This is a genomic window from Methylobacterium sp. HJ2, assembly GCF_056431005.1.
Genome location: NZ_JBWJYM010000005.1, coordinates 161,604 through 183,756, shown reverse-complemented (window position 1 = coordinate 183,756; position 22,153 = coordinate 161,604). Strand labels below are relative to the sequence as shown.

Annotated in this window: 17 protein-coding genes; 11 read left to right on the top strand and 6 right to left on the bottom strand. The window is 72.2% G+C overall.

The genetic code is table 11. The features are described 5' to 3' along the window. Positions 1-67: 67 nt before the first annotated feature. Both ACS5RC_RS14380 and ACS5RC_RS14375 read left to right on the top strand, forming a co-directional pair. On the top strand, positions 68-3,691 hold the full coding sequence (locus tag ACS5RC_RS14380) for a DNA translocase FtsK (protein WP_478344553.1): 3,624 nt from the start codon (positions 68-70) through the stop codon (positions 3,689-3,691). A 169-nt stretch (positions 3,692-3,860) separates the two neighbouring features. Beyond that, positions 3,861-4,835, top strand: coding sequence for an outer-membrane lipoprotein carrier protein LolA (locus tag ACS5RC_RS14375; RefSeq protein ID WP_478344552.1), 975 nt, complete (start codon positions 3,861-3,863; stop codon positions 4,833-4,835). A 22-nt stretch (positions 4,836-4,857) separates the two neighbouring features. Here ACS5RC_RS14375 and ACS5RC_RS14370 read toward each other — a convergent pair whose 3' ends face one another. Continuing rightward, a complete protein-coding gene (locus tag ACS5RC_RS14370) occupies positions 4,858-5,625 on the bottom strand; it encodes a lysophospholipid acyltransferase family protein (protein ID WP_478344551.1) in 768 nt (255 codons plus the stop codon). 118 nt (positions 5,626-5,743) lie between these two features. Here ACS5RC_RS14370 and xth point away from each other — a divergent pair, with 118 nt between their 5' ends. After that, positions 5,744-6,553: an exodeoxyribonuclease III gene (gene xth / locus ACS5RC_RS14365; RefSeq protein ID WP_478344550.1), complete on the top strand. Its 810-nt coding sequence runs from the start codon at positions 5,744-5,746 to the stop codon at positions 6,551-6,553. A 191-nt stretch (positions 6,554-6,744) separates the two neighbouring features. On the opposite strand, the gene ACS5RC_RS14360 is transcribed toward xth, so the two are convergent. Beyond that, positions 6,745-8,157, bottom strand: coding sequence for an amino acid permease (locus ACS5RC_RS14360; protein ID WP_478344549.1), 1,413 nt, complete (start codon positions 8,155-8,157; stop codon positions 6,745-6,747). Positions 8,158-8,368: 211 nt separating this feature from the next. On the opposite strand from ACS5RC_RS14360, the gene ACS5RC_RS14355 reads away from it, so the two are divergent. Continuing rightward, positions 8,369-9,079, top strand: a complete 711-nt coding sequence (locus ACS5RC_RS14355; RefSeq protein ID WP_478344548.1) for a YoaK family protein — start codon at positions 8,369-8,371, stop codon at positions 9,077-9,079. Positions 9,080-9,087: 8 nt separating this feature from the next. Here the strand turns inward: ACS5RC_RS14355 and ACS5RC_RS14350 are convergent, their stop codons facing one another. Further along, positions 9,088-9,984, bottom strand: a complete 897-nt coding sequence (locus tag ACS5RC_RS14350; protein ID WP_478344547.1) for a hypothetical protein — start codon at positions 9,982-9,984, stop codon at positions 9,088-9,090. A gap of 588 nt (positions 9,985-10,572) precedes the next feature. On the opposite strand from ACS5RC_RS14350, the gene rpsO reads away from it, so the two are divergent. The 5 genes from rpsO to ACS5RC_RS14325 all read left to right on the top strand — a co-directional run bounded on the left by rpsO (position 10,573) and on the right by ACS5RC_RS14325 (position 16,820). Continuing rightward, on the top strand, positions 10,573-10,842 hold the full coding sequence (gene rpsO / locus ACS5RC_RS14345; protein ID WP_478344546.1) for a 30S ribosomal protein S15: 270 nt from the start codon (positions 10,573-10,575) through the stop codon (positions 10,840-10,842). A 233-nt stretch (positions 10,843-11,075) separates the two neighbouring features. After that, positions 11,076-13,316: a polyribonucleotide nucleotidyltransferase gene (pnp, locus tag ACS5RC_RS14340; protein ID WP_478344545.1), complete on the top strand. Its 2,241-nt coding sequence runs from the start codon at positions 11,076-11,078 to the stop codon at positions 13,314-13,316. Positions 13,317-13,590: 274 nt separating this feature from the next. Beyond that, entirely contained in the window at positions 13,591-15,555 is a 1,965-nt protein-coding gene (locus tag ACS5RC_RS14335; RefSeq protein WP_478344544.1) for an autotransporter domain-containing protein, read from the top strand. Between the two features lie 270 nt (positions 15,556-15,825). After that, entirely contained in the window at positions 15,826-16,467 is a 642-nt protein-coding gene (locus ACS5RC_RS14330) for a glutathione S-transferase family protein (RefSeq protein WP_478344543.1), read from the top strand. A gap of 131 nt (positions 16,468-16,598) precedes the next feature. After that, a complete protein-coding gene (locus ACS5RC_RS14325; RefSeq protein WP_478344542.1) occupies positions 16,599-16,820 on the top strand; it encodes a YgaP-like transmembrane domain in 222 nt (73 codons plus the stop codon). A gap of 167 nt (positions 16,821-16,987) precedes the next feature. Here ACS5RC_RS14325 and ACS5RC_RS14320 read toward each other — a convergent pair whose 3' ends face one another. Continuing rightward, complete coding sequence (locus tag ACS5RC_RS14320) at positions 16,988-17,257, bottom strand: GlsB/YeaQ/YmgE family stress response membrane protein (RefSeq protein WP_478344541.1); 270 nt, start codon at positions 17,255-17,257, stop codon at positions 16,988-16,990. A gap of 244 nt (positions 17,258-17,501) precedes the next feature. Here ACS5RC_RS14320 and ACS5RC_RS14315 point away from each other — a divergent pair, with 244 nt between their 5' ends. Both ACS5RC_RS14315 and ACS5RC_RS14310 read left to right on the top strand, forming a co-directional pair. Beyond that, the gene (locus ACS5RC_RS14315; protein ID WP_478344540.1) at positions 17,502-17,858 is read left to right on the top strand and encodes a RidA family protein; all 357 of its coding nucleotides are present in this window, start codon (positions 17,502-17,504) and stop codon (positions 17,856-17,858) included. Further along, a complete protein-coding gene (locus ACS5RC_RS14310; RefSeq protein WP_478344539.1) occupies positions 17,855-18,967 on the top strand; it encodes a polyamine ABC transporter substrate-binding protein in 1,113 nt (370 codons plus the stop codon). The genes ACS5RC_RS14315 and ACS5RC_RS14310 overlap by 4 nt, the downstream gene beginning before the upstream one ends. 46 nt (positions 18,968-19,013) lie before the next feature. Here ACS5RC_RS14310 and ACS5RC_RS14305 read toward each other — a convergent pair whose 3' ends face one another. After that, positions 19,014-19,370: a hypothetical protein gene (locus tag ACS5RC_RS14305; protein WP_478344538.1), complete on the bottom strand. Its 357-nt coding sequence runs from the start codon at positions 19,368-19,370 to the stop codon at positions 19,014-19,016. 213 nt (positions 19,371-19,583) lie between these two features. Then, the gene (locus ACS5RC_RS14300) at positions 19,584-22,124 is read right to left on the bottom strand and encodes a TonB-dependent receptor (protein WP_478344537.1); all 2,541 of its coding nucleotides are present in this window, start codon (positions 22,122-22,124) and stop codon (positions 19,584-19,586) included. Positions 22,125-22,153 lie beyond the last annotated feature (29 nt).

The following is a 22,153-nucleotide window of genomic DNA, read 5'->3' as shown; positions in this document are numbered from 1 at the left end:
CGCCTAACTCACGGGTGACCCGCCCCGCCCTCCGGCGGCCCCTGTATCCGAGTTTGCTTGAGCACCCATGCGCGCATCGGGACGGCCTCCCTACTCACACCGTGATCCCTCGCGTCCCGGCCGCGGCGTCGACCGGCCCGGCCTGACCCTCGGGGCGCTCGCCCACCGGCTGATGTCGCTGCGCGCCAGCCTGACCCGGCGCCTGGGCGGCGCACCGCGCCATCCGGCCTACAACCTGCCCCGTCCGACCCAGACCTGGCTCACGGCGCCCGCCGCGATGACGGGCCGCGAGGGCGCGCGCGCGTCCGATGCGGGCGAGCCCGCCTGGCAAGGCCGCGCCGCGCCGGTCTGGCAGGGCGCCGCCGATCCGGGCTTGGCCGCGTCCGGCTGGCCCGAGCACGTCTTCGACGACCGCGCGGGCTTCGAGGGCGTCGAGCCGCAGCGGGCGGAGAGCCGCATCGACCACGCCGCCTCGACGCCCGGCATGCTGGTGCGCCAGCCCCGGCGCCCGGCCGCGATCGCGCCCGAGGGCGCGCCCCTGCCCGCCGCGCCGATGCCCGCACAGGCCGTCGCCCCGGGCCGGCCGCTCGCGACGGGCTACGCCGCCTCCGCCGCGCCCGGCCCCGCCTCGGCCGTGCGCTTCACCCGCACGCCCGACACCATCCTGCAGGAACGCCGCCAGCGCGCCCTGGAGGCCGAGCGCGCCGCCCTCGACCGGGCTCGCGCCGAGGCGCAGGCCGCCGCTCTCGCCGAGGCGGAGGCGGCCCGTGCCCGGGAGGCTGCCGCCCGCGCCGACGAGGCGGCCCGGCTCGAGGCCGAGCGCGCGGAGGCCGCCCGCCTCGAGGCCGAGGCCGAGCGCGACGCCGCGGAGGCCGCCCGGCTCTCCGCCACGCCGGTGCCCCTGTGGCGCCAGCCCTTCGTGGCGCCCCCGGGCGTGCGCTTCTTCCGGACCCCGGACCGGCGCCCGGCCCGGCCGCAGGTCGAGCTTCAGATCGAGCTCCAGGCCGAGCACGTCTCCGACGGGCCGGTGCCGCCGGTGCCGATGATCGCCGCGCCCGAGCCCGCCGCAGAGACCGGCGACCTCTCCGACCTGCCCGAATGGTCGGCCGTGCAGCCCTGGTTCGGCGAGGACGGCTTCACCGCCGTCGAGGCCTGGAGCGCGCTCGAATCCGAGTCCCCCGCCGAGCCCGAAGGTTGCGCCGAGCCGCAAGCGTCCGTGGAGCCGGAGTCCGCCGCGGCCGGCGGCGACGCGCCGACGCCCTCCGCCCCGGCGATCCAGCCCGGCGGGAGCGCGGGCTACGTCTCGGTGCCCGTCGACATCTCGCACCTGCGCTCGCTGCCGCCCAAGCCCGTCTACGTGCTCGACCGGCTGGTGCGCTTCGACATGCCGCCCCGCCCCGCCGACCTGCAGGACAACGCCGACGCCCGCGCCGCCGAGGCCGCCTTCCTGCCGCCGCGCCCCGTACTGTCGCTGGTGTTCGGACCGGGCGCCGAGGCGCCCGCTGCCGAGCCCGCGCCCCTCGCCGGGGCCGCGGCGTCCCGCCCGGCGGCGCTCTCGGCGATGGCCGCCCGCGCGGCGATCCGCCCGGCCCGCCAGCCCGAGCCGTCCGCCGCGACGTCCGGCCCCGCGGACGCGACGTCCGGCCCCGCGGACGCGACGTCCGGCCCCGTGGACGCAGCGCCTGCCGCCTCCCCGATCCCGTCCGAGGCGCCGCTGCCCGGCCCGGCCGGCACGGTCGCGACGGTCGCGACGCCGATCCCGGCGCGCCCGGTCCTGCTGCGCGGCAAGGCTGCCCCGGTGCAGGAGCCCGCTCCGGTGCAAGAAGCCGCCCCGGCGCAGGAGGCGGCTCCCGTTCAGCAGCCGGCGGAAGCCGCTCCCGCCGTCGCCCCGGACGGCCTGATCGTCGCGCTCGCCCGGCCCGCCGTCGCGGCGGAGCCCGAGGCGCCGGCCGCGACCCCCCTCCCCGCCCCGAGCGCCCCGACGAACCTGCCGCTTGTCGGCCGCCCGCACCTGATCCCGGCCGGCCGCCATCTCGAGGTCGCGGCCTTCGCGAACGCCGATTACCTGTTGCCGTCGCTCGAACTTCTGGCCCTGCCGCCCGTCGGCGGCAGCGCCGAGGTCGATGCCGACGTCCTGGAGCAGAACGCGCTGAACCTGCAGCAGACCGTGCAGGATTTCGGGGTGCGCGGCGACATCCTGGCGGTGCGGCCCGGCCCGGTCGTCACCCTCTACGAGCTGGAGCCCGCGCCCGGCACCAAGTCGTCCCGCGTGATCGGCCTGTCGGACGACATCGCCCGCTCGATGTCGGCGGTCTCCGCCCGCGTCGCCGTCGTGCCCGGCCGCAACGTGATCGGCATCGAGCTGCCGAACGAGACCCGCGAGACGGTCTACCTGCGCGAGCTCCTGTGCGCCCCGGACTTCGCCGAGACGAAGCAGAAGCTGGCGCTGTGCCTCGGCAAGAACATCGGCGGCGAGCCGATTATCGCTGACCTCGCGCGCATGCCCCACCTGCTGGTGGCCGGCACCACCGGCTCGGGCAAGTCGGTGGCCATCAACACCATGATCCTGTCGCTGCTCTACCGGATGAAGCCGGAGGAGTGCCGCCTGATCATGGTCGATCCCAAGATGCTGGAGCTGTCCGTCTACGACGGCATCCCGCACCTCCTGTCGCCCGTCGTCATCGACCCGAAGAAGGCGGTCATCGCCCTCAAATGGGCCGTGCGCGAGATGGAGGAGCGCTACAAGAAGATGGCCAAGATCGCCGTGCGCAACATCGACGGCTACAACGCCCGGATGAAGGAGGCGCAGGAGCGCGGCGAGACCATCACCCGCACGGTACAGACGGGCTTCGACCGGCACACGGGGGAGGCGGTGTACGAGGACGAGGCGATGGACCTCACGCCTCTGCCCTACATCGTGATCGTGGTCGACGAGATGGCCGACCTGATGATGGTGGCGGGCAAGGACATCGAGGGCGCGATCCAGCGGCTGGCGCAGATGGCGCGGGCGGCGGGCATCCACCTGATCATGGCGACCCAGCGCCCGTCGGTGGACGTGATCACCGGCACGATCAAGGCGAACTTCCCGACGCGGATCAGCTTCCAGGTGACGAGCAAGATCGACTCGCGCACGATCCTGGGCGAGATGGGCGCCGAGCAGCTTCTGGGCCAGGGCGACATGCTGTTCATGGCCGGGGGCGGGCGCACGACGCGGGTGCACGGCCCGTTCTGCTCGGATGCCGAGGTCGAGAGCGTGGTGGCCCACCTGAAGCGCCAGGGCCGGCCCGCCTATCTCGACGCCGTCACCGCCGACGACGGCGCCGACGAGCCCGCCGCCAAGGGCGGAAAGGGCGAGGGCAAGGGTGACGGCAAGGCCCGGGCCGAGCGCGCCGAGGAGCGCGAGGAGGCCGACGCCCCGGTCTTCGACGTCGGCGCCTTCGTGGCCGCCACCGGGGGCGAGGCGGGCGGCGAGCTCTACGAGCAGGCGGTGCAGGTGGTGCTGCGCGACCAGAAGGCCTCGACGAGCTACATCCAGCGCCGCCTGCAGATCGGCTACAACCGCGCCGCCTCGCTGATGGAGCGGATGGAGATCGAGGGCATCGTCGGCCCGGCCAACCATGCCGGCAAGCGCGAGATCCTGGTCGAGGGCGGCCACCACGCGGCCGGCGTCGGCCTCTACGACGACGATTGACCCCCGCTCGGCGATGCCCCCGCGTCGCCTCCAGGGGAACACCCGCCGGCCCGATCCCGGGCCGGCGTCGCATCTTCGCCACAGCGGCGGTCTCTAAGCGCAATCCCGTCCCTCCCGGCGGGCCCCCGCCAGAGCCCCGTCCGGGCGCGCCCGCAGGAGAACGCCCACGATGATCGGCCGCCGCACCAGCCCCGTCGCCGGCTCGCTGCTCGTCCTCGCCGCCTGGCTCGCCCCCGTCGCGCCCGCGGACGCCCAGGTCGGCGCCTTCTTCGACAACCTGTTCGGCCGGAAGGAGCAGCCGGCCCCGGCCCCCCCGCCCGAGGCCGCGCCCGAGGCGCCCCCCGCCGCGCCCGCGCCGGCCGCCAGGAAGCCCGCCACCAAGCCCCAGAAGGACGCGGCCCGGGAGCACGGCAAAGCCGTCGACAAGGGCGCCGAGAAGGGCGCGGCCGACAAGGCCCCGAACGACAAGACCGGCAGCATCAAGGGCGGCCCGGGGGCCAAGTCCGTCCCGACGGAGCCGAAGGTCGCCGCCGTCGGCGCGCCGGCGGCCGCCGCCGCGCTCGAGCCCGCCGACCCCGCCACCGTGCTCGCCCAGGCCAACGCCTACTTCAACGGCCTGACCACGCTGACCGGCACCTTCATGCAGATCAGCGGCGACGGGCGCCGGATCGGTGGCAAGCTGACGCTCGCCAAGCCCGGGCGCCTGCGCTTCGACTACGACCAGCCCTCGCCGCTGGAGGTGGTCGCCGACGGCCAGTCGGTGGCCGTGCGCGACCGCAAGCTCAACACCCAGGACACCTACTTCATCGCCCAGACGCCGCTGAAATTCCTGCTGCGCGAGAAGATCGACCTCGCCCGCGACCTCAGCGTCTCCGAGGTGACGAACGAGCCCGGCGGTATCCGCATCGCGCTGGAGGACCGCTCCACCTTCGGCGGTACCTCGAAGATTCAGCTCTATTTCGATGCCGAGATGAAGACCCTGTCGCAGTGGCGGATCACCGATCCGCAGGGCTACCTCACCACGGTGCAGCTCTCGAACCTGCAGAAGGGCAAGCCCGTCGACGGGACGCTGTTCTTCATCAATTACGGCCGGCCCGAGGACAAGGCGATGGCCGAGCGCATCCGCCAGTCGCAGAACCCGTGATCCCGCCCGCCCGGTCGGCGGATCAGGCCGGCTCGAGGGCGCGGGCCGCCGGGCGCCAGCGATCGAGCTCGCGCTCGATCGCGCCCTCGGTGCCGTCCATGAAGGCGCTCGCGGGCAGGCCCGCCTCGAGGGGCGCGAGGTAGCTCACCGTCACGGTGCCGGCCCGCGTGCGCGAGCCGCTGGGCCAGTACAGTCCGGAATTCACCGCCACCGGCAGGACCGGCAGGCCGAGCCGGCCGTAGAGCAGCTCCACGCCGCGCTTGAAGCGCAGCGGCGCGTTGATCGTGCCGCGCGTCCCCTCGGGGAAGATCAGCACGGAGCGCCCCGCCGCCGCCGCGGCCTTGCTCTCGTCGATCATGGTGCGCAGGGCCTGGGTGCCGTTCGCCCGGTCGATGATGATCATCGGCGAGCGGCGCAGGAACCACCCGACCACCGGGATCGAGACCAGCTCGCGCTTGGCGATGATGGCCACGTCCGGCACCAGGATCAGGAAGGCCAGCGTCTCCCAGGCGGATTGGTGGTTGGCCACGATCAGGCAGGGCCCGGCGGGGATGTGCTCGCGGCCCTCCTCGACGTAGCGCAGCCCGACGATCCGGGCGAGGCCGAACAGGATGCCGCGGGCCCACAGCCGCGTCGCCGCCCGGATCGGGCGGGCCGGGGAGCCGCTCGCGGCGAAGACCGCGAGGGGGAGCAGGAACAGCGCGGTCCAGGCGGCCCAGTAGGCGCTGAAGAGGGCGGAGCGGACGGACGGCACGAGGGATGCCTCGGACGGGATCGGAGCCGCGCCCATACCGCCTTCGCCGGCCCGGTGCACGGCAAATCGCGCGGGCGCGGCCCGGACGCATCGTCCCGGGCGCCGGAATCGGCTAGAGCATCGCCCCTCCTCCGACCGGTTCGGGACCCCGCCCGTGCGCCTCACCGTCACCACCTGGAACATCAACTCGGTGCGCCTGCGCATCGATTCCGTGCTGCGCTTCCTCGCCGAGAACCGCCCGGACGTGCTCTGCCTGCAGGAAACCAAGTGCCCGGACGAGGCCTTCCCCCTGGCGGCGCTCGCGGGCTCGGGCTACGCGCACGTCGTCTTCGCCGGGCAGAAGGGCTACAACGGCGTCGCCATCCTGTCGCGCTTCCCCCTGCTGAGCCGGGACGTGATGGGTTTCTGCGAGCGCCCGGACGCGCGCCACATCTCGGCGGTGCTGGGGCCGGAGGCCGGCAAGGCCGCGGGCATCGTGCTCCACGATTTCTACGTGCCGGCCGGCGGCGACGTGCCGGACCGGACCCTCAACCCGAAATTCGCGCACAAGCTCGACTTCCTGGCCGAGCTGCGCGCCTGGGGCGGGCGCCGGGTCTCGGGCCCGGCGATCCTCGTCGGCGACCTCAACGTGGCGCCGCTGGAGCACGACGTCTGGTCGCACCGCCAGCTCCTCGACGTGGTGAGCCACACCCCCGCCGAGACCGAGGCCCTGGAGACGCTGCGCGGCGAGGCCGGCTGGATCGACGCGGCCCGCCACCTCACCCCCGAGCCGGAGAAGATCTACACGTGGTGGAGCTACCGCTCGCCCGACTGGGCGGCGGCCGACAAGGGACGGCGCCTCGACCATACCTGGGTCTCGCCCGATCTCGCCGGCACGGTGCGCAGCGTCAGCGTCTCGCGCGAGGCCCGGGGCTGGGAGCGCCCCTCCGACCACGCGCCGGTGACCCTCGCCCTGGAGCTGTGAGGCCGCTCCGGAGGCCCCCCGGAAGGGGGAGGACGGAACGGACGCGCGCATCCCGCATTGCCCACCATCACGCCGATGAGAGGGCCGCCCCACCATGCGCAAGATCCTGCTCGCCTTCGTCCTGCCGAAGGTCGTCTCCTGGCTCCGCCGCCGCTACGGCGCGCCGCACCAGCGCACCCGCCCGTACTGACCTATTCCGCACGGATCCGTTCGGCAGCGCCCGCCCTCACCCGGCGGGCGTTCTCGCGTCCGTAGCCGGCGTAGAGCGCGAGCCCCAGCGCCAGCCAGAGGCCGAGGCGGATCCAGGTGTCGCCCGGAAGGCCCGCCATCAGGGCGAGGCAGGACAGGATGCCGAGCCCGGCGACGAGGGAGGCCGCCGGCACCCGGAAGGGCCGCGGCCGCCCGGGCTCGCGCCGGCGCAGGATCGGCACCGCCGCGCAGACGAGGCAGAAGGCCAGCAGCGTGCCGATGCTGACGAGCTCGCCCAGCACCTCCAGGGGCACGAAGCCCGCGACGGCGGCCGTCGCCAGCCCGATCAGCCCCTGGCTCAGGGCCGGCGTGCGCCGCACCGGGTCGATCCGCGCGAAGGCCGCGGGCAGGAGCCCGTCCCGCGCCATGGCGTAGAAGATCCGGGCCTGCCCGTAGAGGGCGGTGAGCGCCGAGGTGGTGAGCCCGACGAGCGCCCCGAGCTTGATCACCACGGCGAAGTGCCCGAGCCCGATGGCGTCGACGGCCCGCGCGATCGGGTCGGCCACGTCGAGGTCGCGGTAGGGCACCAGCCCGGTGAGCACCGCCGCCACCGCCACGTAGAGCAGGGTGCTCACCGCCAGGGAGCCGAGGAGCCCGACCGGCGCGTCCCGCTGCGGGTCGCGCGTCTCGGCCGCCGCCGTCGAGACGGTCTCGAAGCCGATGAAGGCGAAGAACACCACGCCGGCCCCGCGCAGCACCCCGCTCCAGCCGTAGGACCCGAAGGTGCCGGTGTTCTCCGGCACGAAGGGCGACCAGAGATCGGGCTTGAGGTGGGCGAGCCCCACCGCCACGAAGGCCAGGATGATCGCGACCTTGAGCGCCACCAGGGCGGCGTTGGCCCGCGCCGCGCCGCGGGTGCCGCGCACGAGCAGCGCCGTCAGCGCCAGCACGATCGCGGCGGCCGGCAGGTCGACGAGGCCGCCCGCCCCCGGCGCGGCGCGCAGGGCCTGCGGCAGGTGGAGGCCGAGATCGGCCATCAGGCTCTGGGCGTAGCCCGACCAGCCGGCCGCCACGGTCGCCGCCGCCATGGCGAACTCGAGCACGAGGTCCCAGCCGATGATCCAGGCGCAGGTCTCGCCCAGCGTCGCCCGGGTGTAGCTGTAGGTCGAGCCCGCCGCCGGCATCGTCGCGGCGAGTTCCGCGTAGCAGAGCCCGACGAAGGCGCAGGCGATGCCGCCGAGCACGAAGGAGAGCGCCAGGGCCGGCCCCGCGTACTGGGCGGCGGCCGTCCCGGTCAGCACGAAGATCCCCGCCCCGATCGTCGCACCGAGTCCGATGCAGACGAGGCTGAAGGCCGAGAGGTCGCGGGCGAGCGCCGCGGCGCCGCCGTCGTCAGGATCGATCGGGCGCGGCATCGCTGTGTCCTGGGGTCATCGCCGCGATAGCGCAAATCCCGCGCCGCGTCGCAAGCCCGTCACGGGCCGCGCCCTCCAGCGCGCCGCCCATGGCGACGCTCGCCCGTGGCGACGATCGCTCGTGACGATCCCCGCCCGGACGTAGCCGGGCCTTGACGCCGCCGCCGCGCCGGGAGATCGCCCGTCGGGGCGGCATCGGAGAGGGACGGGCATGGGTGGCGAGCGTTCCACGGAGCGGGCCGTGCCGGGCGCGGTCGGGCCGGCGCTGAGCTTCGTCGCCGGGTTCGTGGACGCCGCCGGCTTCATCGCCCTCTCGGGCCTGTTCACCGCCCACGTCACGGGCAATTTCGTGCTGATCGGGGCGGAGCTGGTCTCGGCCTCGGGCGGCGTCGTGGCCAAGCTGCTGGCGCTCCCGGTCTTCGTGCTGGCGGTGGCGGGCACGCGCCTCCTCGCCCTGGCGCTGGAGCGGGCGGGCCGGGCGCCCCTGCCCCGGCTGCTCGCGGCGGAGGCCGCCCTGCTCGCGGGCTTCGGCGCCTGCGGCGTCGCCCTGTCGCCGCTGGGCGATCCCGACGGCGCCCGCGCCCTCGTCACCGGCATGCTCGCGGTCGCCGCGATGGGCGCGCAGAACGCCCTCGGACGGCTCTGCCTGCCGCAGCTCGCCGCCACCACGGTGATGACCGTCAACGTCACCCAGGCGGTGATCGACGCCGTCGACCGGATCCGCCTCGGCGCCCGTAGCGCCGGCGCGGACGGCCCGGCCCGCGACCGGCTGCGCCGGATGCTGCCCGCCGTCCTGGCCTTCGCGGCGGGTGCGCTCGCCGGGGCGCTGGGCGTGGCGCGCGGGGCCTTCTGGTGCGCGGCGGTCCCGGTGGCCGTGCTCGCCGCCCTCGCGGTCCTGACCCGCGACGGGCGCGCGCGCTGAGGCGCCCGTCAGATCAGCCGCATCTCCCCCGGCTTCAGCTTCATCCGCCGCACCAGGTCGCGCGACAGGCCGCCGACGACCGAGAGGCGCGTGGCCGCGATGGCGAGCGGCTCCAGGATGGCGAGCGCCGCGGATTCCGAATCCGCCATCACCGCGTAGATGCGGGTCTGCTCGCGCTTCTGCTCCACGGCGACCAGATAGGCGTGCCGCTTGGCCTTCAGGGACTCGGCGGGCGCACCGGCCGGCCCCCCGGCCCCCCGCTTCGCGCCTCCCTTCGCGCCTGCCTTGGCCGCTCCCTTCGTGCCTCCCTTGGTCGCGCCCTTGGCCGCTCCCTTGGCCGCGCGCTTGGTCGCCCCCTTGCCGGAGCCCTTGCCGATGCTCTTGCCAGTGTTCTTGGCCTTGGCCCTGCGGGCGGCCGCCCCGGCCTGTCCGCCGTCCTCGGGCACGAGGGCCTCGTCGCCGGCGGCCCCTCCCGTCGTCTTCTCGGGTGCTGACTTTTCCGCGCGCGGCTTCTTCGGCCGGAGTTTCCCGGCGAGCGCGGCCGTCCCCGGCGCAGGCTCCGACCCGGCGTCCGACGGCCGGGCCGGAGCCCCCTTCGCGGGCGCCGGCTTGGCCGCACCTTTCTTGGTCCCGATGGTCTTCTTGGTCCCGATGGCTTTCTTGGTCCCGAAGACCTTCTTGATCCCGAAGACCTGGGTCAGAGCCGCCTTGGCGCGGGAAATCTTGGTCCGGGGAATCTTAGTCGAAGGAATCTTGGTCGGAGCAATCTTGGCGTCCGACCGTTCGCCCCCCGCGCTCTCGCTCTCCGCGCTCTCGGCTCGAGCCGTGTCGGACGGGGACGACGCGGCGGATGAGGGTTCGGCCGGATCGGGGGCGGCGCGCGGCGCCTTCTTCTTGCTCGGCAATGGACCGGTTCCCTGGGGCTCAGGCGGCGAGCGTCGTGCCGGACGCGAACGCGTCGGGCCTCGGTCCGGTCCGGAACTCCATCGCCCTGCCGCTCCGCACGTTCCACGTCCTCAAGCGTCCGGTTCCGGACCGCCGTCCGTCGTCCCCTTGCACGCCGCGAGCCCGCGGCATCGAGCACGTCGCGATCCTGGACGGAAGGATCCGGCCGCGGTCCAACATGCCGACGGCCTCGCCCGGGGCAAACCGCGGCGCACGACCCCGGTTCCAGGCTTAGTGAGCCGGCTCAACGATGCCAACGTGGAACCGTCGCGTCGGGCGAACTGTCCGGCATTAAATTTCGCGCTCTTCCGCGACGCGCCCCCAAGGCGCATGCGGGGGGCTCGGGGCGGGCCGGTTCCGGGGACTGGCGCCGATGGGCGTTTCGTGTAAGGTGCGCGCGGCCTCGACCCGGTGACGGGCGGGGCCTCAGCCGCTTGGGCATCAAAGACCGTGCTGGACGACATCCCGGCACCGGCCCTTGCCCGGGCCCCAGGCGCGCCGCCACGACGGGCTGCCGCCTCATCCGACCCTCACCGAAAGGTACTGCGATGTCGATCACGGCAGAGCGCAAGACCGCGCTCATCAAGGACTACCGCAAGGACGCCAAGGACACCGGCTCGCCGGAGGTCCAGGTGGCGATCCTCACCGAGCGGATCTCGAACCTGACCCAGCACTTCAAGACCCACGGCAAGGACAACCATTCCCGCCGCGGCCTGCTGAAGCTGGTCTCGCAGCGCCGCTCGCTGCTCGACTACGTCAAGCGCAAGGACGAGGCCCGCTACCGCGGCCTCATCGAGCGCCTCGGCATCCGCCGCTAAGGCGCCACCACGCGCGGCCCGAGCCCCGGGCTCCTCTGCCCCGGGCTCCGGGCCGCGCCTCCGATCGAAAACATCCACGACGCGGGTTGCCGGAATAGGTCCGGCCGCCCGACCCGGGCGACTTCGAGGCGCGGGCGTCAGGGACAGGATCGCGGGGCACTTCGCATCGGGAGTGCCGCGCCGTCTTGCCCCTGGCGGCGCCGGGTTCGCCCGCCGCAGGAAGGCCAGAGAGAATGTTCGACGTACAACGCGAAGAGCTGATGTGGGGCGACCGCCGCCTCGTCCTCGAGACGGGCAAGGTCGCCCGCCAGGCGGACGGCGCGGTCGTGGCCACCTACGGCGAGACCTCCGTGCTCGCCACCGTGGTCTCCAGCAAGGAGCCCAAGGCCGGAATCGACTTCCTGCCGCTGACCGTGAACTACCAGGAGCGCGCCTACGCCGCCGGCCGCATCCCGGGCGGCTACTTCAAGCGCGAGGGCCGTCCCTCCGAGAAGGAGACCCTGGTCTCCCGCCTGATCGACCGTCCGATCCGCCCCCTCTTCATCGAGGGCTGGCGCAACGACACCCAGGTCGTCGTCACCGTGCTGACCCACGACCTTGAGAACGATCCCGACATCGTCGCCATGGTGGCGGCCTCGGCCGCGCTGACGCTCTCGGGCGTGCCCTTCATGGGCCCGATCGGCGCGGCCCGCGTCGGCTACGTCAACGGCGGCTACCGCCTGAACCCGCTCGTCACCGAGACCAAGGACGAGTCGGTCCTCGACCTCGTCGTCGCCGGCACCCAGGACGCCGTGCTGATGGTCGAATCGGAGGCCAAGGAGCTCTCCGAGGACGTGATGCTCGGGGCCGTGATGTTCGGCCACAAGCACTTCCAGCCCGTGATCGAGGCGATCATCCGGCTCGCCGAGAAGGCCGCCAAGGAGCCGCGCGACTTCCAGGCCCCCGAGAACGCCGACGTCGAGCAGGCCGTCCTCGGCGTCTGCGAGGCGGAGCTGCGCGACGCCTACAAGATCACCGTCAAGCAGGAGCGCTACAAGGCCGTCGACGCCGTGAAGGCGAAGGTGGTGGCGGCCCTCTGCCCGACTGACGGCGAGCAGAAGTTCGCCCCCGAGAAGGTCAAGGCCGCCTTCAAGGAGGCCCAGTCGAAGGTGGTCCGCTGGAACATCCTCGACACCGGCTCGCGCATCGACGGCCGCGACGTGAAGACGGTCCGCCCGATCGTCTCCGAGGTCGGCGTGCTGCCCCGCGCCCACGGCTCCGCTCTGTTCACCCGCGGCGAGACGCAGGCGCTGGTCGTCGCCACGCTGGGCACCGGCGAGGACGAGCAGTTCATCGACGCGCTGGAAGGCACCTACAAGGAGACCTTCCTGCTGCACTACAACTTCCCGCCCTATTCGGTGGGTGAGACCGGCCGCATGGGCTCGCCCGGCCGCCGCGAGATCGGCCACGGCAAGCTCGCCTGGCGGGCGATCCACCCGGTTCTGCCCCCGGCCCACGAGTTCCCGTACACGATCCGCGTCGTGTCCGAGATCACCGAGTCGAACGGCTCCTCCTCGATGGCCTCGGTCTGCGGCGGCTCGCTGTCGCTGATGGATGCGGGCGTGCCGCTGCGCCGGCCGGTCGCGGGCATCGCCATGGGCCTCATCCTCGAGGGCGAGCGCTACGCCGTGCTCTCCGACATCCTCGGCGACGAGGACCATCTCGGCGACATGGACTTCAAGGTGGCGGGCACCTCGGAGGGCGTCACCTCCCTGCAGATGGACATCAAGATCGCGGGCATCACCGAGGAGATCATGCGGGTCGCCCTCGACCAGGCCCGCGACGGGCGCGCCCACATCCTCGACGAGATGGCCAAGGCGCTCACCGGCGCGCGGCCCGAGCTCGGCGAGTACGCGCCGCGCATCGAGACCATGCAGATCCCCACCGACAAGATCCGCGAAGTGATCGGCACCGGCGGCAAGGTGATCCGCGAGATCGTCGAGAAGACCGGCGCCAAGATCAACATCGACGATTCGGGCACGGTGAAGATCGCCTCGTCCGACGGCAAGGCGATCAAGGCGGCCTACAACTGGATCCGCTCGATCGTGGCCGAGGCCGAGCCGGGCGTGATCTACGACGGCACGGTGGTGAAGACGATGGAGTTCGGCGCCTTCGTCAACTTCTTCGGCGCCAAGGACGGCCTCGTCCACATCTCGGAGCTCGCCGCCCAGCGGGTCGCCAAGGTGACGGACGTCGTCAAGGAAGGCGACAAGGTCAAGGTGAAGTTCCTCGGCCAGGACGACCGCGGCAAGATCCGCCTCTCCATGAAGGTCGTCGACCAGCAGACCGGCGAGGACCTCACCGAGAAGCTGAAGGCCGAGCGCGCGGAGCGCGGCGAGCCGGAGCGCGAGGAGCGCCAGGACCGCGGCGACCGGGGTGATCGCGGCGACCGCGATCGCAACCGCAGCCGCGGCCGCCGCGAGTCGGGCGAATAGCCCGAGGCGCAGCGCTGACGGATGGAGAGCGCGGCCCCCGGGCCGCGCTCTTTGCGTTTCGGGTCTCGGATCGCGCCGTGACCATGAACTGTTCAAACCGAAAGTTGCAGATAAGAATTCCAACATCCATGAATTGATTTTCTGTTGTAATATATCAACACGTTGCCGTGTACGGCACGAATGTGCTTCGGAGCGCACGCGAGATCTGGTGAATTTTCGGGCAGCCTGCAAAACTTCGCATCAAGATCGATCAAATCGATCGCGGAGGAAAACGATGAAGCGGGAATTCCGGTTTGCGCTCGCCCTGGCGCCGGCTCTTCTGATGTCGCAGGCCGCCCAGGCGGCGGACGCCTACTTCACCCGGTATTACGGCTTCGGCGACAGTCTGACCGACAACGGGCGCATCCCGCGCGAGGTGGGCGGCTACAGCGTCTCGGATTCTCTGCAGAATCTCACCGGGGCCAAGGTCTTCGAGGGCGGCCGCTGGTCGAACGCACCGAACTTCTTCGAGGTCGTGCCGGGCCTGATCGGCACGCCCTACACCGCCGCCAACGACTTCGCGGTCGGCGGCGCCCGGTCCATCCGGCAGGCGCCCGATCCTTTGAGTTCGCCGGCCTTCGCCTGGGGCCTGCCGGATCAGGTCGATCAGGCGCTCGCGCGCGTCGGACGCTTCGGGTCGCGCGACCTGATCAACCTCTGGATCGGCTACAACGACATCACGCCGGTCGCGTTCGGCACGGCCGCGCAGAAGGCCCAGGCGGTCGGCGACATCCTCGCCAACACCGCGACGGCGATCGGCCGCCTCGCCGCCGCCGGCGGTCGCGAGTTCGTCGTCTTCAACCAGAAGACCGACCGCGGCTTCGTGAGCCTCCCCCCGCTTCTGACCGGTCAGATCGGCGGGCAAGACGTCGCCCAGGCGGTCAACGCGGCCCTGCCCGGCGCGCTCGCCGCGCTCTCGGCGCAGGGCCTCAACATCCACTACGTCGACGTCGATGCGCTGATCACCCGCCTGCGCGCCGACCCCACCGCCTACGGCTTCGGGCCGGACGCCAACACGCCCTGCACCCTCGTGGCCGTCTGCTTGGCCAACGGGACGGCCAACAACAGCGCGATCGAGAACCAGTACATCTCGCCCGACGGCATCCACAACACCGGCCGCACCAACACCTGGATCGCCCGATTCCTGGCCAACCAGCTCAACGCGCCGCTCACCCTCGGCCCGCAGGGCGATCTCGGGCAGAGCGCCGGCCTCGCCTTCTCGGGCACCCTCGTCGACTTCCTCAGCGCCGAGCGCCGCCGCAACCAGGCCCTGTCGGTGCCCGCGACCTTCACCGCCGACCTGCCGGGCCGGGCCGCCCCGCCCGTCACCATCCCGGTCCAGGTCGGCAGCCCGCTCTCGGTCTTCGCGCTCGGCACCTACCTCAACGTCGATCGCACCGCCCAGAACCGCGCGGGCGGCGGTGGCCTCGGCAACAGCTTCAGCGCGGATTTCGGCGGCGTCACCGCGGGCCTGATGTACCGGGCGAGCCCCAACCTCGTGCTGGGCGCGGCCTTCAACTACCTCAACACCAGCGTCGACCTGCGCGGGCTCTCGAACGGCCGGATCGACATGGACAGCTTCCAGGGCGCGGGCTTCGCCTCGCTGTCGTTCCCGGACTTCTTCGCCGACGTGGTCGGCACCTACGGCCGCAACGGCTACACCCTCGACCGGCCGGGCGTGCTGAACGATCGCCTGACCGCCACGCCGTCCGGCGACACGGTCACGGTGGCGGCGCGGACCGGCTACCTGTTCGACTTCGGCAGCTTCCGGGCCGGGCCGGTCGGCGAGGTGGCCTACGCCCATGTCGACGTCGATGCCTACCGGGAGCGGGGCGACGCGCTCTTGACCATCGGCACGAGGCGGCAGAGCCTGGAGGGGCTGACGGCCGGCGGCGGCGTGCAGGTGCGCACCACCCTGCCGCTGTTCGGCGGCCTGGTCAGCCCGTTCGTGAACCTGACGGCCCAGCACGCCTTCCTGGATGGCGTCCGCACCGTGACCTCGTTCCAGACCTACGCGCCGACCCTGCTGATCCGCACCCAGACCGGGCGGGTCGGCGACGACGTCTACGGGCGCGCCTCGGGCGGCCTCGACCTCGATCTCGGCAACGGCCTGAGCGGGGTGCTGACCGGCTCGGCGAGCTTCGCCCGCGCCGGCGGCGACGACCGCACCGTCAGCACGGGCCTGCGCTACCGGTTCTGAGCCCGCCGTCCCGGCCGGCCTCCGCACGGGGCCGCACCGGGGCCGCGGCGGTGGGGTCGGCCGGGGCGAGCGCGGCGAGATCCGTCTCTCGATGCGGGTCGTCGCCCCGCAGATCGGCGAGGACCTCGCCGGGAAACGGGAGGCCGCACCGCGGCGCGGGGGACCGGGGAGCGTGGGCCTTTCGGGGCCGCGCTTTCGGGTTGGGCGACGCCCGGGGCGCGTTTATGATTTGTTCCCAGCGCGGCGATTCGCACCCACCCGGAGCCGGTCATGAGCGACGAACTGGTCTTCTACACCCATCCGATGTCCCGCGGCCGGATCGTGCGCTGGATGCTGGAGGAGGTGGGCGCGCCCTACCGCACCGAGATCCTGGGCTACGGCACGTCGATGAAGGAGGCGGCCTACCGGGCGATCAACCCGCTCGGCAAGGTGCCGGCGCTGCGCCACGGCGCGGCTTGCGTGACCGAGACCGCCGCGATCTGTGCCTATCTCGCCGACGCCTTCCCGGAGGCCGGGCTCGCGCCGCCCCCGGGCGACCGGGCCCGGGCCTCCTATTACCGCTGGCTGTTCTTCGCCGCCGGCCCGGTCGAGGCGGCGGTCACCAATCAGAACCTCGGCGTCGTCGTCCCGGATGACCCGCGCAAGCAGGGCATGGTCGGCTACGGCTCGTTGGCTCAGGTGCTCGATGCCCTGGAGGGCGCCGTCTCCGGCACGGAGTATCTCGCTGGAGGGCGGTTCTCGGCGGCGGACCTCTATGTCGGCTCGCACCTCGCCTGGGGCATGCAGTTCGGGACGATCGAGCGGCGTCCGGCCTACGCGGCCTATGTCGCCCGTCTGATCGACCGCCCCGCCGCCGTCCGGGCGCGCGCGATCGACGACGCGCTTCTGGCCGGGCAGGCCGCTGCGGGCTGAGCCTCGCGCGGAGCCGCCGCGAGGCCGTTCCGGGCATTGCGGGTGCGCCCCCGCACCCGGCCGGGGAACGCCGCCGCGCGCGCCGCGTTCGCCCCGCGCTTTCCCAGCCAGAGACCAGCCCGGAGACCCCGATGGCCAACGACCTGATCCACGACATCTTCAGCGGCGAGCCGAACCTGACCACCACGGAGCGCGCCGTCTCGGTGGCGCTCGGCCTCGGCATGGCCGCCGCCGCCGCCCAGCCCCGCCCGAACAAGTTCCTGAGCCTCGCCGCCCTGGTGATCGGCGTCGGCCTCGCCCTGCGCGGCGCCACCGGGCACTGCGCCATGAAGGCCGCGTCGCAGCGTCTCTGACCGGTCTGCCGCCCGACGCGGGCGGCGACCGCAGGCAGCCCGGATCCGCCGCCCGCAGGGATGATCGCGATCCGGTCAGACACGGCACCGGCACGAAAAAGGGGCGCCCCCGCAGGGCGCCCCTCACCGTATCCCCTCTCGGTCGTGTCCGCCCGGGATCTGTCCGGTCAGAGCGTGGTGGTGCGGCTGCGGCCGGCGATGAAGCCGTAGATGGCGAGCACCACGACCGCGCCGACGATCGCGCCGATGAAGCCCGCGCCCTGGTTCGGTCCGTACCAGCCGACCGCCTGGCCGATGAAGGTCGCCACGAAGGCGCCGACGATGCCGAGGATCGTGGTCAGGATGAAGCCCGAGGGCTCGTTCGGGCCGGGCATGATGAACTTGGCGATGATGCCTGCCAGGAACCCGATGATGATCGTTCCGAGAATACCACCCATGACAAACCCCTGTGCGTGAACTGCGAATGTCGTCTGAACGCGCAAGCAGGGCGGCAGGTTGCCGCACAAACCTTGGCCGTGTCGAATTTCTTGCCGCGCTTCCTGCAGGCTTACGGGCAGAGAGGCAGGCCGCGCGGGGCCGACCCGCGGCGGCGCGAAAAAAGCCCTTTACGCCGGTCGCGTCGGGATCGCAGAAGCGGGCTCGCCCGGACGATCCCGCGGGCGCCGGAGACTGGGGACGGACATGGACATCGAGCGGTTCGAGCCGGGCGCGCGCATGGCGCAGGGCGTCGCCTACGGCGACACGGTCTATCTCGCGGGGCAGGTCGCCGCCGACACGGTGGGCACCGGGGTCACCGCGCAGACGCAGCAGATCCTCGGCCAGATCGAGCGCCTGCTGGCGGCGGCCGGGAGCGACAAGGAGCGCATCCTCTCGACCACGATCTACCTCGCCGACATGGCGACCTTCGGGGAGATGAACGCCGCCTGGGACGCCTGGGTCTCCAAGGAGAACCCGCCCGCCCGCGCCACGGTCGAGGCCAAGCTCGCCGGGCCGGAATACCTCGTGGAGATCGTGGTCGTCGCCGCGAGGCGCCGGTGAGCGCGGGCCGCCCGCGCCGGGCCCTCCTGGCCGCGGCGCTCGGCCTCGTCGGCCTCGCGGCGGGCCTCGGTCCGGCGGCCGCGGAATCCGTCGTCAACGTCTACAACTGGTCGGACTACATCGACCCGAAGGTGCTGGAGGCCTTCACCCGGGAGACCGGGATCAAGGTCGTGTACGACACCTACGACAACAACGAGATCCTGGAGACCAAGCTGCTCGCCGGCCGCTCGGGCTACGACGTGGTGGTGCCCTCGGGGCCCTTCCTGCAGCGGCTGATCCGGGCCGGCGCCTTCCAGCCCCTCGACAAGGGGAAGCTGAAGAACCTCGGCAACGTCTGGCCGGAGATCGCCGGGCGCCTCGCGGTCTACGATCCGGGCAACGCCTACGCCGTCGACTACATGTGGGGCACCACCGGGATCGGCTACAACCTCGCGGCCGTGCGCGAGCGCCTGGGTCCCAACGCCCCGCTCAACACCTGGAGCACGCTCCTCAACCCCGCCTCGGCCAACAAGCTGAAGGAGTGCGGGATCATGATGCTCGACAGCCCCGAGGACCTGATCCCCAGCATGCTCCCGGCCTTCGGCCTGAAGAGCGACTCGAAACGCTGGGACGACCTGACCCAGGTCACCGACGCGCTCTACAAGGTGCGCGGCAGCGTGCGGAAGTTCCATTCCTCCGAGTACATCCAGGCGCTCGCCAACGGCGATCTCTGCGTGGCGGTGGGCTATTCGGGCGACGTGCTCCAGGCCAAGCGCCGGGCGGACGAGGCGAAGAACGGCATCGAGATCGCCTACGTCATCCCGAAGGAGGGCACGCTGATGTGGTTCGACGCCTTCGCGATCCCGAAGGACGCCCCCCACACGGCCGAGGCGCTGGCCTTCATCGACTACATGCTGCGGCCCGAGGTGGCGGCGGCCAACACCAACTTCGTCGCCTATGCCAGCGGGGTGCTGCCGGCCAAGGCCCGGGTGAAGCCCGAGATCCTCAACAATCCCGGGATCTACCCGGACGAGGCCACGATGCAGCGCCTCGCCGTCAACACCGCCTGGGACGATCGCACCCAGCGCTTCGTCACCCGGCTGTGGACGCGGGTGCGGACCGGGCGGTGAGATCCGTGCCGGTCGCGGGGCCCGTGGCTGCGACCGGCACAGGGCCCTACGGCAGGGCGCCGGCCTTTTCCTTGGCCTTCAGGATGGTGTCGCGGCAGGCATCGGCCTTGCCGGCCTGATCCTCGGCGCGGGCCTGCTGCACGAGCTTGCGCGCCTCCTCGACGCCGGACGCGCTGGGCTGGGCGGCCGGGTCGCTGGGCTTGACGTTCGGGGCCTTGTCGAGGGCCTTGTCGGAATGCGAGGAGGTCGTGCCGCCCGGCGGCACCGTGCCGGTCACCTGCGCCGCGCCCGCGCTGTCGAGGCGCTTCTCCAGGGTTGCGACCTCGTCCGCGCAGGGCGTCGCGAGGGCGGGGCCCAGGCTCGCGGCGAGCAGCAATCCGGCCAGGGTACAGGTCATCCGCATCGGGCGTCTCTCCGTCGATCTCGGTCATCGGCGCCCCGCGGATTCGCAGGGGCATCTAGCCCTTGCCAATCGGCCGGCGCCGAGGACGTTCCCGAGACCTGAGGCCGCAGGCCGGCACTCCCTACCATGCGGACCAGGAGAGCCGGCCTGCCGATGCTTTCTCGATACTGAGCGGATCAGGCGATCGAGGCGGACAGATCGAGACGGGACGGATCAATATTTGCGGATGACCGGCTCGGGCATCGGCGCCGGCGCCTCGCCGAAGGAGTAGCGCAGGCCGCCGTAGATCGAGAGCGGCTGGGCCAGCGTGGTGGTGCGCGGATCGTTGATCGAGAGCACGCGGTTGACCGCGCCCGGCTCGGCGAAGGTTCCGAAATTGGCGTAGCGGTTGTTCGTCAGGTTCGTCACGTAGCCGAAGACCTGCAACGCGGGCGTGACCTGATAGCTCGTGTTGAGGTTGAGCACGTAATAGGCCGGCAGCTTCGGGTTCAGGTTCGACTCGTCGCCGCGGTAATACGCGGCCGAGAAGGCCTGCAGCGCGAGGCCGACGCGCCAGCGCGGCAGCACCTCCACGTCGAAGCCGACCTTGAACTGGTGGTCGGGGATCAGCGGCACCTTGTTGCCCGGCCGCACGAAGATCGCCCCGTCGGCGGCGAGCGGGTTGTTGGGGGAGGAGAGCGTGCCGGTGAACTGGTAGGTGGCGTCGATCAGCGCGTAGTTCGCGTAGACGGTCAGCCAGTCGGCCACGTACTCGGCGCCGACCTCGACGCCCTGGCGGCGTGTCGCCGGCACGTTGACGAAGTAGCCGCGCGCCGCGTTGCCCGGGGTGGCGAGCTGCAGGATGTCGTTGGTGAGATCGGTGCGGAAGGCGCCGACCTTGTAGCTCACGAGACCGCCGTCGTAGAAATTCGGCAGGCTGCCGCGGATGCCGGCCTCGTAGGTCTGGCCGGTGACCTGCTTGAGCGGCGGGTCGGCGACCAGCGAGTTCGGCAGCAGGCAGGGCCGCTGCGGGTTGGCGCAGGCGAGCTCCAGCGGGGTCGGGGCGCGGTTCGATTCCGAGTAGCCGCCGTAGAGCGACAGGTTCGGGGTGAAGCGGTAGGTCAGGCCCGCGAGCGGGTTGATCTTGCTGTAGTAGTGCGTCCCGGTCACGTCGGGCGAGAAGCCGGAGAGATCCTGGGTGGCGATGCGGGCGAAGTTCAGCCGCGCGCCGGCGGTGAGGGAGAGGTCGCTCGTCAGGTCGATCGTGTCGGTGGTGTAGAGGCCCATGTAGAGGTTGGAGCCGCTGGCGTTCGAGGGCGCGATGCCGAGCGCGCCCGCCGTGCGCAGGAAGTCGGTGCCGAGCCCCGGGATGGTGCCGTAATAGGGGTTGTTCGGGTTGGTGGTGATCGAGAGGTCGGGATTGATCACGCCCAGCGTGCTCGACGACTTGAAGCTGAAGCTCGCCACGTCGATCGAGCCGCCGACCACGAAGCTGTTGCCGAACCCGAACACCTTGTCGCGGTTGGCCGCCTGGAGCGAGCCGCCGTAGCCGAGGGATTCCGTGTTGGTCACGTCGAGGGTGCCGTAGGGCGTGTTGGCGGTGAACGGGATGCCGTTGGCCGCGCTGCCGCGCCCGAGGATCAGGAACTGGTTGCGGAAGGCGAGCTGCGACTGGCCGACCGAGGGGCTGAAGCCGTCGTCCTCGAAGCAGAGCCGGCCGCGGAACGACGAGCGCGTGCTGCAATTCTCGAAGTTGCCGTCGTTGCCGTCGACGTAGCTCTGGCTGAAACGGCGGACATAGGCGTTGCCGGCGAGGTCCCAGGTCGGCGAGAGGTCGACCCGACCGGTGAGCTGGATGGTGCCGAGCTCCGTCGTGGTGGTCTGCGGGAAGGTGAAGATCGCCCGCGGGTCGGCATGGGTGAAGTCGACGGGCGCGGCGGCGGCGGCCCCGTAATAGGTCCGCGCGAGCTGGCCGATGAGGTGGAACTCGGAATCCAGCGTGCGGTAGCCGACATCGGCGTAGACGCGGCCGAGGGTGCTCGGGCTCTCGTAGCGCCAGCCGCGGTCGTTCAGGCCGTCGCCCGCGAAGTAGAAGCTCCACGGGCCGATCATCTTGCCGTACTGGAGCGAGCCGGCGATGCGCCCGTCCGAGCCGCCGAGCGCCGTGATCTCGGTGCCCTGCCAGGTGAAGCCGTTCTTCATCTGGATGTTGATCGCGCCGCCGAGCGCGTTGAGGCCGAAGACCGGGTTGCCGGTGACGACGTCGATGCGGCTGATCGCGACCTGGGGGATCAGGTCGAGGTTGACGGTGTCGCCGAAGGCCTCGTTGATGCGCACGCCGTTCTGGTAGACGGCGAGCCCCTGCGGCACCCCGGTGACCGGCGAGGCCTGGAAGCCCCGGTAGTTGATGTCGACGCGGTTGTTGTTGCCCTGGCTGTCCGACAGGTTGAGGCCGGGCACGCGCCGGGCCAGCGTCTCGACGGCGTTGAAGGTGGCGCGGTCGAAATCGAGATCCTTCGCCGTGACCGATTCCACGGTGCTGGGGATCTTGTAGAGCGGCTGGGCGCCGCCGCGCAGGCGCGGCTCCGGCGTCGTCGGGATCGCGCCGGGGGGCGCCTCGCCGGAGGCGGGGCCGACCGCGCCGCCCGCTCCGCCGACCGGCGTCGTCGCCACGACGCTGATCTCGCCCAGCGTCACCGCGCTCTGCGCCTGCGCGGCCAGCGGCAGCAGCGACACCGACGCGAACAGGCAGCTCCGAAGCCCCCAGCTGAACATCCCCCGCCCCTCTTCTCGACCCGGCCTCG

Excerpts from the sequence above, each read along its gene's own strand:
- ACS5RC_RS14315 (WP_478344540.1), top strand. The coding sequence starts at position 17,502 with ATGGACATCGAGCGGTTCGAGCCGGGCGCGCGCATGGCGCAGGGCGTC.
- ACS5RC_RS14360 (WP_478344549.1), bottom strand. The coding sequence starts at position 8,157 with ATGCCGCGCCCGATCGATCCTGACGACGGCGGCGCCGCGGCGCTCGCC.
- ACS5RC_RS14305 (WP_478344538.1), bottom strand. The coding sequence starts at position 19,370 with ATGCGGATGACCTGTACCCTGGCCGGATTGCTGCTCGCCGCGAGCCTG.
- pnp (WP_478344545.1), top strand. The coding sequence starts at position 11,076 with ATGTTCGACGTACAACGCGAAGAGCTGATGTGGGGCGACCGCCGCCTC.
- ACS5RC_RS14325 (WP_478344542.1), top strand. The coding sequence starts at position 16,599 with ATGGCCAACGACCTGATCCACGACATCTTCAGCGGCGAGCCGAACCTG.
- ACS5RC_RS14320 (WP_478344541.1), bottom strand. The coding sequence starts at position 17,257 with ATGGGTGGTATTCTCGGAACGATCATCATCGGGTTCCTGGCAGGCATC.
- ACS5RC_RS14375 (WP_478344552.1), top strand. The coding sequence starts at position 3,861 with ATGATCGGCCGCCGCACCAGCCCCGTCGCCGGCTCGCTGCTCGTCCTC.
- ACS5RC_RS14300 (WP_478344537.1), bottom strand. The coding sequence starts at position 22,124 with ATGTTCAGCTGGGGGCTTCGGAGCTGCCTGTTCGCGTCGGTGTCGCTG.
- rpsO (WP_478344546.1), top strand. The coding sequence starts at position 10,573 with ATGTCGATCACGGCAGAGCGCAAGACCGCGCTCATCAAGGACTACCGC.
- ACS5RC_RS14380 (WP_478344553.1), top strand. The coding sequence starts at position 68 with ATGCGCGCATCGGGACGGCCTCCCTACTCACACCGTGATCCCTCGCGT.
- ACS5RC_RS14330 (WP_478344543.1), top strand. The coding sequence starts at position 15,826 with ATGAGCGACGAACTGGTCTTCTACACCCATCCGATGTCCCGCGGCCGG.
- ACS5RC_RS14370 (WP_478344551.1), bottom strand. The coding sequence starts at position 5,625 with ATGGGCGCGGCTCCGATCCCGTCCGAGGCATCCCTCGTGCCGTCCGTC.
- ACS5RC_RS14335 (WP_478344544.1), top strand. The coding sequence starts at position 13,591 with ATGAAGCGGGAATTCCGGTTTGCGCTCGCCCTGGCGCCGGCTCTTCTG.
- ACS5RC_RS14355 (WP_478344548.1), top strand. The coding sequence starts at position 8,369 with ATGGGTGGCGAGCGTTCCACGGAGCGGGCCGTGCCGGGCGCGGTCGGG.